Source organism: Pseudomonas sp. SK (assembly GCF_012975065.1).
Classification (GTDB): Bacteria; Pseudomonadota; Gammaproteobacteria; order Pseudomonadales; family Pseudomonadaceae; genus Aquipseudomonas; species Aquipseudomonas anuradhapurensis.
This window is the reverse complement of sequence record NZ_CP051857.1, coordinates 4,143,472-4,155,389: the sequence shown is the minus strand read 5'-3', so window position 1 is coordinate 4,155,389 and position 11,918 is coordinate 4,143,472. Positions and strand designations below refer to the sequence as shown.

11 protein-coding genes and 2 pseudogenes are annotated in these 11,918 nt (G+C 65.7%); 8 read left to right on the top strand and 5 right to left on the bottom strand.

Translation table 11 applies throughout. The features are described from left to right. Positions 1-89 precede the first annotated feature (89 nt). Positions 90-2,132, bottom strand: coding sequence for a S9 family peptidase (locus tag HG549_RS18990; RefSeq protein WP_170031423.1), 2,043 nt, complete (start codon positions 2,130-2,132; stop codon positions 90-92). Positions 2,133-2,224: 92 nt separating this feature from the next. On the opposite strand from HG549_RS18990, the gene HG549_RS18985 reads away from it, so the two are divergent. From HG549_RS18985 to HG549_RS18975, 3 genes are read left to right on the top strand one after another with little or no spacing between them, the layout of a single operon-like run. Further along, entirely contained in the window at positions 2,225-2,722 is a 498-nt protein-coding gene (locus tag HG549_RS18985; RefSeq protein ID WP_170031421.1) for an MFS transporter, read from the top strand. A gap of 14 nt (positions 2,723-2,736) precedes the next feature. After that, complete coding sequence (locus HG549_RS18980) at positions 2,737-3,510, top strand: class II glutamine amidotransferase (protein WP_170031419.1); 774 nt, start codon at positions 2,737-2,739, stop codon at positions 3,508-3,510. 9 nt (positions 3,511-3,519) lie between these two features. Further along, on the top strand, positions 3,520-4,041 hold the full coding sequence (locus HG549_RS18975; protein ID WP_170031417.1) for a DUF2937 family protein: 522 nt from the start codon (positions 3,520-3,522) through the stop codon (positions 4,039-4,041). Between the two features lie 188 nt (positions 4,042-4,229). Here the strand turns inward: HG549_RS18975 and HG549_RS18970 are convergent, their stop codons facing one another. Then, positions 4,230-5,141: a LysR family transcriptional regulator gene (locus tag HG549_RS18970; protein WP_170031415.1), complete on the bottom strand. Its 912-nt coding sequence runs from the start codon at positions 5,139-5,141 to the stop codon at positions 4,230-4,232. A gap of 128 nt (positions 5,142-5,269) precedes the next feature. Here HG549_RS18970 and HG549_RS18965 point away from each other — a divergent pair, with 128 nt between their 5' ends. The 4 genes from HG549_RS18965 to HG549_RS18950 are packed head-to-tail and all read left to right on the top strand — an operon-like array spanning position 5,270 to position 8,942. Beyond that, the gene (locus HG549_RS18965) at positions 5,270-6,556 is read left to right on the top strand and encodes an MFS transporter (protein ID WP_170031413.1); all 1,287 of its coding nucleotides are present in this window, start codon (positions 5,270-5,272) and stop codon (positions 6,554-6,556) included. A gap of 9 nt (positions 6,557-6,565) precedes the next feature. Then, positions 6,566-7,345, top strand: coding sequence for a 5-oxoprolinase subunit PxpA (locus HG549_RS18960; RefSeq protein WP_170031411.1), 780 nt, complete (start codon positions 6,566-6,568; stop codon positions 7,343-7,345). Continuing rightward, positions 7,342-8,028: a 5-oxoprolinase subunit PxpB gene (pxpB, locus tag HG549_RS18955; protein ID WP_170031409.1), complete on the top strand. Its 687-nt coding sequence runs from the start codon at positions 7,342-7,344 to the stop codon at positions 8,026-8,028. Before HG549_RS18960 ends, pxpB begins: the two co-directional genes overlap by 4 nt. Next, positions 8,025-8,942: a biotin-dependent carboxyltransferase family protein gene (locus HG549_RS18950; protein ID WP_170031406.1), complete on the top strand. Its 918-nt coding sequence runs from the start codon at positions 8,025-8,027 to the stop codon at positions 8,940-8,942. The genes pxpB and HG549_RS18950 overlap by 4 nt, the downstream gene beginning before the upstream one ends. Before the next feature lie 114 nt (positions 8,943-9,056). On the opposite strand, the pseudogene HG549_RS18945 reads toward HG549_RS18950, so the two are convergent. Then, positions 9,057-9,329, bottom strand: a pseudogene (locus tag HG549_RS18945) (hypothetical protein); the annotation flags it as partial. Between HG549_RS18945 and HG549_RS18940 the strand changes: the two are divergent. Further along, a pseudogene (locus HG549_RS18940) lies at positions 9,330-9,718 on the top strand (allophanate hydrolase); the annotation flags it as partial. A 114-nt stretch (positions 9,719-9,832) separates the two neighbouring features. Here HG549_RS18940 and HG549_RS18935 read toward each other — a convergent pair. Both HG549_RS18935 and HG549_RS18930 read right to left on the bottom strand, forming a co-directional pair. After that, on the bottom strand, positions 9,833-11,011 hold the full coding sequence (locus tag HG549_RS18935) for a VWA domain-containing protein (protein ID WP_170031403.1): 1,179 nt from the start codon (positions 11,009-11,011) through the stop codon (positions 9,833-9,835). A 13-nt stretch (positions 11,012-11,024) separates the two neighbouring features. Continuing rightward, a complete protein-coding gene (locus HG549_RS18930) occupies positions 11,025-11,870 on the bottom strand; it encodes a MoxR family ATPase (protein WP_170031400.1) in 846 nt (281 codons plus the stop codon). Positions 11,871-11,918 lie beyond the last annotated feature (48 nt).

Here is an 11,918-nt window from a genome sequence, read left to right as displayed (position 1 = left end):
GGGGCGGGCCTGGGGCGCAGCTCAGGATTGCGATCGGTTGTAGGAGCGGCCTTGTGTCGCGAAAGGGGCGCAAAGCGCCCCCAGCCAGCTCAAGCTACACCCAGCTGGCCAAACACGAACGCATATTCCAGGGCCACGTCCTTCAGCCCCTGGTAGCGCCCGCTCATCCCGCCGTGCCCGGCGCCCATCTCGGTCTTGAGCAGCAGCAGGTTGCTGTCGGTCTTGCGCGTGCGTAGCCGCGCCACCCACTTGGCCGCTTCCCAGTACTGCACGCGGCTGTCGTTGTAACCGGCCACCACCAGCATCGCCGGGTAGGCCTGCGCCTTCACGTTTTCATACGGCGCGTAGGCCTTGATCCGCTCGTACACCTCTGGTTCTTCAGGGTTGCCCCATTCGTCGTACTCGGTCACGGTCAACGGCAGCTCAGGGTCGAGCATGGTGTTGAGCACGTCGACGAACGGCACTTCGGCAACCGCGCAACGGAACAGTTCGGGGCGCAGGTTGAGCACCGCGCCCATCAGCAGGCCACCGGCACTGCCGCCGCTGATGGCCAGGCGATCGGCGGCGGTCACGCCCACGGCGATCAGGTGCTCGGCACAGGCGATGAAGTCGCCGAAGCTGTTGTGCTTGTGCTCCTGCTTGCCGGCGCGGTACCAGGCTTCGCCCAGCTCGCCACCGCCGCGCACGTGGGCAATGGCAAAGGCCACGCCGCGCTCCAGCAGGCTCAGGCGCGCATGCGAGAACCACGGGTCGAGGCTTTCGCCATAGGCGCCGTAGCCGTACAGGTACAGCGGCACGGTCTGGCCCAGGTCCTGACGGCGGCGGACCAGGCTGATCGGCACCTGGGTACCGTCCGCTGCCGTGGCCCACAGGCGCTCGCTGACATAGTCATCGGCGTCGAACGGCCCCAGTACCGGGGTTTGCTTGAGCACCACCTGGGCGCCTGTGGCCAGTTCCAGCTGGCGCACCTGGGCCGGGCGGTTCAGCGCTTCGTAGCGCAGGCGCAGGCGCGGGCTGGCGAACTCCAGGCTGTCCTGCACATACAAGCTGTAGGCCGCGTCGGGCAGCTCGACACGGTAGGCCGGCAGGCCCTGGGGGCGTACCTCGATGATCGGCAGGCCGCCTTCGCGCAGGCTCAGGGTCAGTGCCGTGGCATTCAGGCTGAGGCCTTCGAGCATGATCGCGTCGCGGTGCGGCACCAGCACCTGCCATTGCGCGCGGCTTGGCACCGGTGTGGCCGGCGCGTGGTACAGGGCGAAGTTGATGCCGTCCTGGTTGGTGCGGATGAACCAGCGCCACTGGCCGTCGAGCTGGCCGTGGTCGGGGAAGTACTCGTGGCCCTCGACCCGTGGCGCCAGGCAGGTAAAGGGCGCCAGCGGCGTTTCGGCATCCAGTACCCAGGCTTCGCTGGTGGTCTTGCTGTTGAGCAGCAGCACCAGCTGGCGCTCGGAGCTGGTGCGGTAGCAGTGCAGGAAGAAGCGCCCGTCGGGCTCTTCGAACACGGTCTGCGCGCCAGCGCTGCCCAGGGTGTGGCGGCGCAGGCGCCAGGGCCGGTGGGTGTCGTCCAGTTCGGCGAAGAACAGCGTCTGGCTGTCGTTGGCCCAGGTCAGGCTGCCGTCGCAGTCGTCGAAGGGCAGGGTGGTGACGTTGCCACTGGCCAGGTCCTTGACGTACAGGGTGAAGATTTCGTCGCCGCTGGTGTCGAGGCTGTAGGCCAGCAGGCGATGGTCAGGGCTGACGTTGAACGCGCCCAGCGACAGGAAGCCGCCATTGGCCAGGGCGTTGGGGTCGAGCAGCAATTGCTCCTGGCTTGCATCGACGCTGTTGGAGTCGTCGGCCGGGCGCGGGCAGCGGTAGTGGCGCGGGTACTCGTCGCCGGCGGTGGTGCGGGTGTAGTAGAGGTAGGGGCCCCAGGGCGTCGGCAGCGACAGGTCGGTTTCGAGGATGCGGCCCTTGATCTCTTCGAACAATTGCTCGCGCAGCGCGGCCTGGTCGGCCAGGCAGGCTTCCTGGTAGGCGTTTTCGGCTTGCAGGTAAGCCAGCACCTCGGGGCTGTCGCGCCGTTGCAGCCAGGCATAGGGGTCGGTGGCGTTGTCGGCATGGGCGATGGGTGGCTGAGGCTTGTTCGGCATCGGGGAACTCTTGGCTGGGGACAGGGAGACGCTGTCTGCGCCTGGAAAAGTGTTTATCATAGGCATCTCTTTGCCTGGCTTGCACGATCACCATGACCGAGAACGACTACACCCTGGCCTGGGGCCTATACGCGGTTGCCGCCCTGGGCTGCCTGCTGGTGGGCTTCAAACTCACCGGCTGGATGTGGCGCTGGCTGCGCGAACCGTTGCGGGTGGTGCTGGCGGTGCTGCTGCTGACCCCGACCATCGTCGACCCGGCCAAGGACAGCTTCGCCCCGGCCATCGCCATTACCGCGCTGGACATCGCCTTCAAGGTCGGCAACAACGCCTGGCGCGCGGTGTCGGACTTTGCCATGTACGGCATGTTCGCCTTCAGCCTGTACTTCCTCTTCGTGGCGCTGCGCTGGCCTCTGGAAAAACGCGCCCGCGAGCGCCGCGCCCAGGCCGCGACCGCGGCCCAGCGCCAGGCTGCCGAAGACGACGCGCTCGCGGCCCAGGCGCCGTTGGCCGCCGAGCGCCGGGACCGTTACCTTGACGACCCACGCCCTGCCGCCTTGCGTGGCGGTGGCCGGGTCGAGCCCCGTCTGTAAGCGGAGACACACCGATGTGCGAACTGCTGGGCATGAGTGCCAACGTTCCCACCGATATCGTTTTCAGCTTTACCGGCCTGATGCAGCGCGGTGGCCGCACCGGCCCGCACCGCGACGGCTGGGGCATCGGTTTCTACGAAGGGCGTGGCCTGCGCCTGTTCCAGGACCCGGCCGCCAGCAGCGAGTCGGAAGTGGCCAACCTGGTGCAACGTTACCCGATCAAGAGCGAAGTGGTCATCGGCCACATCCGCCAGGCTAACGTCGGCAAGGTGTGCCTGGCCAACACCCACCCCTTCGTGCGGGAAATGTGGGGCCGCAACTGGTGCTTCGCGCACAATGGCCAGCTGGGCGACTTCAAGGGCCAGGCCAGTTTCTACCGGCCCGTGGGCGACACCGACAGCGAAGCGGCCTTCTGCGACCTGCTCAACCGCATTCGCGGCAGCTTCCCCGAGCCGGTTGCGGTTGAACAGCTGCTGCCGGTGCTGGTCGAAGCTTGTGCCGGCTACCGGGCGCTTGGCGTGTTCAACTGCATGCTCAGCGACGGCGACTGGCTGTTCTGCTTCTGCTCGACCAAGCTGGTGCACATCACGCGGCGTGCACCTTTTGGTGCGGCGCGGTTGAAGGATGTCGACCTGATCGTCGACTTTCACACCGAAACCACCCCCAACGACGTGGTCACGGTCATCGCTACCGAGGCCCTGACCGAGAACGAGACCTGGCAGCGCTACGCGCCGGGACAATGGGCCTTGTGGCGGCACGGCGAATGCGTGGCGCACGGCCAGAGCTAAGGACGCTGCATGTTCAGAAGTTACCTGCGGTTGCTGCTGTTCACCTTCGGCCTGCTGGCCGGCATCCAGGTCCCGGGGCTGGTCAAGGATTACAGCCAGCGGGTCGAGGCGCACCTGTTCGAGTCGCGCGAGGCGCTCGATGGTTTCCGGCAGACGGCCGAGCGCTTCTTCAACGGTGACTTGCAGGCGCTGCTGCGGCACTACCGCAGCAGCGACGACCCGGTATTCCTCAGTGATGCCAACAGCATCGAAAGCCTGATGATCCGCAACGAACTGCTGGAAAACGAATGGCAGGCGTTGCAAGGGTCATGGGCCGAACGTACCTGGCACGTGCTGGTGCAGGCCGACCCGCAACTGCGGGAAGAAACCCTGAACAGCTACAGCTATCAGATACTGCTGGTGCCCGAGGCGGTTGGCTGGGGGCTGGGTGCGGGGTTCGTGCTGGCTTTCGTGGTGGAAAGCCTGCTGTTGGGGATTGGCTGGGTGATCCTGGGTGGGCGGCGCAGGGCGGTGAAAGAGAGCTGGCGCTGATTCACCTGAACTCTTTCGAGGGCTGACACAACCCCTGTAGGAGCGGCCTTGCGTCGCGAAAGGGCCGCAACGCGGCCCCAGGGGCTCAGTAGCGATGCAGCGATTGCCGGGGCTGCTGTGCAGCCCTTTCGCGACACAAGGCCGCTCCTACAGAAATCGTGTCAGCCGGCCGCGAGAAAGCCAAACGCTCAGACCAACACGATCCGCTGCCCGCCCACATCCCGCGCATACCCTTGCAGCACCTGCCGGCACACCCCGACCACTTCATCGACCAACGCCACCCCGGTCTGCCAGGCCACTACCAGCTCAAGGCTTGGCGGCGGTTGCAGCCCTTGCAGCAATACCAGCTCACCACGGCTCAACTCGGCGTCCACCAACGCCGGCGGCAACGCGCCAATGCCAAAGCCGTCGCGCAGCAACCGGGTAATCGCCGCCACCGAATTCACACAGTTCAACCGCGGCGTTTCGGCACCCGCAGCCTGCAACAGGCTCAGCACCTCCTGGTGCGGCCGTGAGTTCTTCGAGAAGGTGATGATGCGCTCACGCCCCAGTTCGGCCAGCGAGGCATAGTCGCGCTGCTGCAGCGAGCCTGCCGCCACGATCCAGCCCATCGGGTAGCGCGCCAGGTCGAGGCTGCGGATCGATTGCTCGCGCACCAGGTCGGTCTGCAGGATCACGTCGAGAAAGCCCTTCTGCAACTGCTCGCGCAGATTCAGAGCGGTATCGGCCACCAGTTCGATCTCCACCTGCGGGTAGCGTTCGCTCAGCTCTGCCACCAGCGCGCTCATCCAGGTATGGATCACCGTGTCCATCACCCCGATGCGGATGCGCCCGACCTTGGCCCGGTCGCTGTCCAGTGACTGCTTCATGGCCTTGGCGGTGTCCAGCATGCGCTCGGCATACTCCAGCACCTTGCTGCCTTCCGGGGTCAGGCTGACCCCGCGCGAGTCGCGCAGCAGCAGCTTCACCCCCAGGTCGGCCTCCAGTGCGGCGATACGGCTGGACACCGAGGCCTGGGTGGTGAACAGCTTTTCCGCGGTCAGGCGGAAGCTCTTGAGCCGGGCAACCCAGACGAAGGTTTCGAGGAAACGAAGGTTCATGATCAGTTTTTCTTGTTCCAGACCGGCGGTTTTTCTCGTTGGACGCAGCTGGCGTGGCCTCTGAACAATGATGCCCAGGCCGCGACCCTGTGTCGCCCGTAAAACAATACCAACAAGCCGAGGCAACCATGAACCCCACCGGCGTGCAGCAGCAGGTCAGTCCCTCTTCATCGACCGGGCCATTCGCCTGGTACCGCGATATCGATTCCCAGCAACGACGCACCTTCTGGAGCTGCAAGATCGGCTATGGCCTGGATGGCATGGACACGCAGATGCTCAGCTTCGTCATCCCCACGCTGATCATGCTGTGGGGCATCAGCACCACCGAGGCCGGGCTGATCCACACCAGTACACTGATCGCCTCGGCCGCCGGCGGCTGGATTGCCGGCATCCTCTCCGACCGCATCGGCCGGGTGCGCACCCTGCAACTGACCGTGTTGTGGTTCGCCTTCTTCACCTTCCTCTGCGGCTTCGCCCAGAACTACCAGCAGCTGCTGATCGCCCGCACCCTGATGGGCTTTGGCTTCGGCGGCGAATGGACCGCCGGCGCGGTGCTGATCGGCGAGGTGATCCGTGCCCAGGACCGTGGCAAGGCGGTGGGCATGGTGCAGTCTGGCTGGGCGCTTGGCTGGGGCCTCACCGCCATTCTCTATGCGCTGCTGTTTTCCTGGCTGCCGGCAGAGCAGGCCTGGCGTGCGCTGTTCCTGTTGGGCCTGGTGCCGGCGATCTTCGTGATCTTCGTCCGCCGCCTGGTCAAGGACCCCGAGGTGTATCGCGAGGCCAAGGCCGTGGAAGACGCCGAGGTGCCTTCGCGCTTCTACGAGATCTTCGCCCCGGGCATGCTCTGGACCACCGTGCGCGCGTCGCTGCTGACCACCGGTGCGCTGGGCGGCTACTACGCCATCACCTCGTGGCTGCCGACGTTCCTCAAGAGCGAACGCGGCCTGAGTGTGCTGGGCACCGGTGGCTACCTGGCCATGGTGATCGTCGGTTCCTACATCGGTTATGTGGTCAGCGCGTACCTGTCCGACCTGCTCGGGCGCAAGAAGAACTTCATCCTGTTCGCGGTGGGCTCGTTCGTCATCGTGCTGCTGTATACGCAGATGCCGGTCAGTGATGGCGTGATGCTGTGGCTGGGGTTGCCACTGGGTTTCTTCGCCTCGGGCATCTTCAGCGGCATGGGCGCGTTTCTCACCGAGCTGTTCCCCACGCGTATCCGCGGTTCGGGGCAGGGCTTCTGCTACAACATCGGCAAGGTCGTGGCGGCGCTGTTCCCGCTGCTGATCGGCGTGCTCGGCCAGAAGGTGCCGCTGGGCCTGGGCATCGGCGTGTTCGCCGCGGTGTCCTACGGCGTGGTGATCCTGGCCGCATTGAGCCTGCCGGAAACCTGCGGCAAACAGCTGCAGGCGCGGTAAGGTAGGCATATGAACAACCACATGGGAGGCCGAGCGGTGAAACGCCTGCTACTCAACTGCGACATGGGCGAGAGTTTCGGCAGCTGGCGCATGGGCCTGGATGCCGAGGTCATGCCGTTTATCGATTGCGCCAACATCGCCTGCGGCTACCACGCCGGCGACCCTGGCACCATGCGCCGCACCGTGGCCCTGGCGCTGGAGCACGGGGTGACCATTGGCGCACACCCGGCCTACCCGGACCTGGTCGGCTTCGGTCGCCGCTCCATGGCCTGCAGCGCGGAGGAAATCCGCGACCTGCTGCACTACCAGATCGGTGCGCTGGACGGTATCTGCAAAGTTCAGGGTGGCCGCGTGGCCTATGTGAAACCCCATGGCGCGTTGTACAACGACATGATGGCCGACCCGCTCAAGCTGCGCAGCGTGCTGGAGGCCGTGGCGGCCTACGGCGACGACCTGCCGCTGATGCTGATGGCCACCGCCGACAATCGTGCGGCCCAGGCGCTGGGCGATGAAATCGGCGTGCCACTATGGTTCGAGGCGTTCGCCGACCGCGCCTATACCGCCAGCGGCCACCTGCTGTCGCGGCGCCTGCCCGGCGCGGTGCACCACGACCCGGCATTGGTAGTGGACCAGGCGCTACGGCTTGCCCGCGGCGAAACGCTGGTGGCCGACGATGGCAGCGCGTTGCAACTTGAGGCCAGCACCCTCTGCGTGCACGGCGACAACGACAGCTCGGTGGCGGCGGTACGGCAGATTCGCCAGGCCCTCGACGCGCTGGAGTCGCCATGAACCCACGGATCGAGGTGGTGGCCGTCGACAGCCTGATGGTGCGCCTGTTCGAACGCATCGACGAGGCCAACATGCCCTGGCTGCTCGCCGCCAGCCAGCGCTTGCGCGCGGCATTCGGCGAGCACCTGCTGGACCTGGTGCCGTCCTATACCACGCTGATGGTGCAGTTCGCCGTGCCACCCACCGAGGCGCGAGCGCTGATCAACCAGGCGCTGGCGGGGCTGCAGCCGGATGCCGGCAGCGCCGGTCGACGGCATGAAATCCCGGTGTGGTACGACGCCAGCGTAGGCCCGGAACTGCCGCTGCTGGCGGCCCGCAGTGGCGTGAGTGAAGCGGAGGTAGTGCGCTTGCACAGCGCGCGCGAGTACCCGGTGTTCGCCCTGGGGTTCGCCCCAGGTTTCGGCTTCATGGGCCTGGTCGACGAACGCCTGGCCAGCCCACGCCTGAGCACCCCGCGCAAGCGTGTGGCGGCCGGCAGTGTCGGCATTGCCGAGCGCCAGACCGCAGCCTATCCGGCGGTGTCGCCGGGTGGCTGGAACCTGATCGGCCGTACCCCGGTGCGCCTGTTCGACCGCGAGCGCGAGGGCTACAGCCTGTTGCAACCCGGCGACCGGGTGCGCTTCGTGCCGGTTTCGCGCAGCGAGTTCCTGGCTCTGGGCGGTGATGTGGAGGCGCAAGGATGAAGCAGTTGCAGATCGAGGCCAGCACGCCGCTGTGCCAGTTGCAGGATGGCGGACGCTTTGGCGTACGCCACCTCGGCGTGACCCAGGGCGGGGCGCTGGACTGGGTGGCGATGCACTGGGCCAACTGGCTGCTGGGCAACCCCGTCGCTGCGCCTGTGGTGGAGGTGCCGCTGGGTGGTTTCTGCGTGGTGGCCGAACAGGATTGCGTGCTGGCGCTGGCCGGTGCCGACCTGGATGCGCGGGTCGATGATCAGCCGCTGGCGCCGTGGCGCAGCTTTGCCTTGGCCAAGGGGCAGCGGTTGACCCTGCAGCAGCCGAAGCAGGGCGTGCGGGCCTACCTGGCGGCACCTGGCGGGTTCCTCGGTGCGGATGTGCTGGGCAGTTGTGCCACGGTGGTGCGCGAAGCACTGGGCGGCATCGATGGCGGCGGGGCTGCGCTTGGCAAGGGCCAGTTGCTGACTTTCGCCGGTAGCGCCACGACGCTGCGCGAGGTGCCGCCAGCGCTGCGGCCGCAATACCTGCAAAAGCCAGTGCTCGACCTGGTGATGGGCGCGCAGATTGGCGAGTTCAGCGGTACCAGCCTGTTCGAGGCGTTCAACCGTGAGTGGACCCTGGACAGCCGCGCCGACCGCATGGGCATCCGCCTGCTGGGGCCGCAGCTGGTCCATCAGGGGGCGCCGATGATTTCCGAGGGCATTCCGCTGGGCGCGGTACAGGTGCCGCCGGACGGGCAGCCGATCGTGTTGCTCAATGACCGGCAGACAATTGGCGGCTATCCGCGGCTGGGGGCGTTGACGCCGCTGGCGCTGGCACAGCTGGCGCAGTGCATGCCGGGGGCGGTGGTGCGCTTCAGGGCGGTGGTGCAGGACGAGGCCTGGCGGGAGCAGCAAGCATACCTGGACCGCTGGCGATAAGGCTGCTGGCCTTTTCGCGGGCATGCCCGCTCCCACAGGTTCGGCGCAGGCCTCGGGCTTGTGCAAATCCCTGTGGGAGCGGGCGCGCCCGCGAAGAGGCCTCTACAGCCAACATCACTTGGACAGGTAACGCATCCCTTCTTCCAACCCCTGCAAGGTCAGCGGATACATCTTGTCCTCGATCAAGTCCCGCACCAGATGGGTCGATGCGGTGTAGTCCCAGGCCTGCCTCGGGTACGGGTTGATCCAGATGATCTTGCGGAATTTCTCCCTGAAGCGCTGCATCCACACGTAGCCGGCTTCTTCGTTCCAGTGCTCGACGCTACCACCTGGCTGGGTGATTTCGTAGGGCGCCATGGCCGCATCGCCGACGAACACCACCTTGTAAAGCCAGTGCTCGACCTGGTGATGGGCGCGCAGATTGGCGAGTTCAGCGGTACCAGCCTGTTCGAGGCGTTCAATCGCGAATGGACCCTGGACAGCCGCGCCGACCGCATGGCATCCGCCTGCTGGGGCCGCAGCTGGTTCATCAGGGGGCGCCGATGATTTCCGAGGGCATTCCGCTGGGCGCGGTACAGGTGCCGCCGGACGGGCAGCCGATCGTGCTGCTCAATGACCGGCAGACGATTGGCGGCTATCCGCGGCTGGGGGCGTTGACGCCGCTGGCGCTGGCACAGCTGGCGCAGTGCATGCCGGGGGCAGTGGTGCGCTTCAGGGCGGCGGTGCAGGACGAGGCCTGGCGGGAGCAGCAAGCATACCTGGACCGTTGGCGATAAGGCTGCTGGCCTTTTCGCGGGCATGCCCGCTCCCACAGGTTCGGCGCAGGCCTCGGGCTTGTGCAAATCCCTGTGGGAGCGGGCGCGCCCGCGAAGAGGCCTCTACAGCCAACATCACTTGGACAGGTAACGCATCCCTTCTTCCAACCCCTGCAAGGTCAGCGGGTACATCTTGTCCTCGATCAAGTCCCGCACCAAATGGGTCGACGCGGTGTAGTCCCAGGCCTGCCTAGGGTACGGGTTGATCCAGATGATCTTGCGGAATTTCTCCCTGAAGCGCTGCATCCACACGTAGCCGGCTTCTTCGTTCCAGTGCTCGACGCTGCCACCTGGCTGGGTGATTTCGTAGGGCGCCATGGCCGCATCGCCGACGAACACCACCTTGTAGTCATCGCCGTACTTGTGCAGCAGGTCGAAGGTGGAATACCGCTCCGAGGTGCGGCGCAGGTTGTTCTTCCACACCGACTCGTACACGAAGTTGTGGAAGTAGTAGTACTCCAGGTGCTTGAACTCGGTCTTGCACGCCGAGAACAGCTCTTCGCAGACCTTGATGTGGGCATCCATCGAACCGCCGATGTCGAACAGCAACAGCAGCTTGACCGTGTTGCGCCGCTCGGGGCGCATCTGGATGTTCAGCAGCCCGGCATCGCGTGCGGTGTGGTCGATGGTGCCGTCGATGTCCAGCTCCTCGGCGGCGCCTTCGCGGGCGAACTTGCGCAGCCGGCGCAACGCCAGCTTGATGTTGCGCGTACCCAGCTCGACCTGGTCGTCAAGGTTCTTGTACTCGCGCTGGTCCCACACCTTCACCGCCTTGCCCTGGCGCTTGCCGGCCTCGCCCACGCGGATGCCCTCGGGGTTGAAACCACCCGAACCGAACGGGCTGGTGCCGCCGGTGCCGATCCACTTGTTGCCGCCAGCATGGCGTTCCTTCTGCTCTTCGAGGCGCTTCTTGAACTCCTCGATCAGCTTGTCCAGACCACCGAGCGACTGGATCTGCGCCCGCTCTTCGTCGCTCAGCGAGCGCTCGAATTCCTTGCGCAGCCAGTCGTCGGGGATCAGCGCCTCGATGTGCCGGTCGAGGTTTTCCAGGCCCTTGAAGTAGGCCGCGAACGCCCGGTCGAACTTGTCGAAATGGCGTTCGTCCTTTACCAGGATGGCGCGGGCGAGGTAGTAGAACGCGTCCATGTCGGCGAACACCACGTGCTGCTGCAGGGCCTGGTGCAGGTCGAGCAGTTCGCGCACCGATACCGGCACCTTGGCCGCGCGCATTTCATTGAACAGGTTGAGCAGCATGGCCCGGCTCCTGTCAGCGGTTGCCGCGCCGGCTCATGAAGGCCAGGCGTTCGAGCAGCTGTACGTCCTGCTCGTTCTTCACCAGGGCCCCGGCCAGCGGCGGGATGGCCTTGGTCGGGTCGCGTTCGCGCAGTACCGCTTCACCGATGTTGTCGGCCATCAGCAGCTTGAGCCAGTCGACCAGCTCGGAGGTGGAGGGCTTTTTCTTCAGGCCTGGCACCTTGCGCACGTCGAAGAACACATCCAGCGCTTCGCTGACCAGCGCCTGGCTGATGTTGGGGTAGTGCACGTCGACGATCTGCTGCAGGGTGGTGCGGTCGGGGAAGGCGATGTAATGGAAGAAGCAGCGGCGCAGGAAGGCGTCCGGCAGTTCCTTCTCGTTGTTCGAGGTGATGATGATGATCGGGCGCTGCTTGGCCTTGATGGTCTCGTCGATTTCGTAGACGTAGAACTCCATCTTGTCGAGTTCCTGCAGCAGGTCGTTGGGGAACTCGATGTCGGCCTTGTCGATTTCATCGATCAGCAGGATCACCCGCTCTTCGGCCTCGAAGGCTTCCCAGAGCTTGCCTTTCTTCAGGTAGTTGCGCACGTCGTGAACCTTGTCCACGCCCAGCTGCGAGTCGCGCAGGCGGCTGACCGCATCGTACTCGTACAGGCCCTGGTGGGCCTTGGTGGTGGACTTGATGTGCCAGGTGATCAGCCGTGCGCCGAACGAGGCGGCCAGCTGCTCGGCGAGCATGGTCTTGCCGGTGCCGGGTTCGCCCTTGACCAGCAAGGGGCGTTCGAGGGTGATGGCCGCGTTTACCGCCAGTTTCAGGTCGTCTGTGGCGACGTAGTCGCGGGTGCCTTCGAACTTCATGGGGTCTGTCCTCTGCCGTATGCCTGTCAGGGCCTCTTCGCGGGCACG

Excerpts from the sequence above, each read along its gene's own strand:
- HG549_RS18935 (WP_170031403.1), bottom strand. The coding sequence starts at position 11,011 with ATGCTGCTCAACCTGTTCAATGAAATGCGCGCGGCCAAGGTGCCGGTA.
- HG549_RS18985 (WP_170031421.1), top strand. The coding sequence starts at position 2,225 with ATGACCGAGAACGACTACACCCTGGCCTGGGGCCTATACGCGGTTGCC.
- HG549_RS18930 (WP_170031400.1), bottom strand. The coding sequence starts at position 11,870 with ATGAAGTTCGAAGGCACCCGCGACTACGTCGCCACAGACGACCTGAAA.
- HG549_RS18980 (WP_170031419.1), top strand. The coding sequence starts at position 2,737 with ATGTGCGAACTGCTGGGCATGAGTGCCAACGTTCCCACCGATATCGTT.
- HG549_RS18975 (WP_170031417.1), top strand. The coding sequence starts at position 3,520 with ATGTTCAGAAGTTACCTGCGGTTGCTGCTGTTCACCTTCGGCCTGCTG.
- HG549_RS18950 (WP_170031406.1), top strand. The coding sequence starts at position 8,025 with ATGAAGCAGTTGCAGATCGAGGCCAGCACGCCGCTGTGCCAGTTGCAG.
- pxpB (WP_170031409.1), top strand. The coding sequence starts at position 7,342 with ATGAACCCACGGATCGAGGTGGTGGCCGTCGACAGCCTGATGGTGCGC.
- HG549_RS18960 (WP_170031411.1), top strand. The coding sequence starts at position 6,566 with ATGAACAACCACATGGGAGGCCGAGCGGTGAAACGCCTGCTACTCAAC.
- HG549_RS18965 (WP_170031413.1), top strand. The coding sequence starts at position 5,270 with ATGAACCCCACCGGCGTGCAGCAGCAGGTCAGTCCCTCTTCATCGACC.
- HG549_RS18990 (WP_170031423.1), bottom strand. The coding sequence starts at position 2,132 with ATGCCGAACAAGCCTCAGCCACCCATCGCCCATGCCGACAACGCCACC.
- HG549_RS18970 (WP_170031415.1), bottom strand. The coding sequence starts at position 5,141 with ATGAACCTTCGTTTCCTCGAAACCTTCGTCTGGGTTGCCCGGCTCAAG.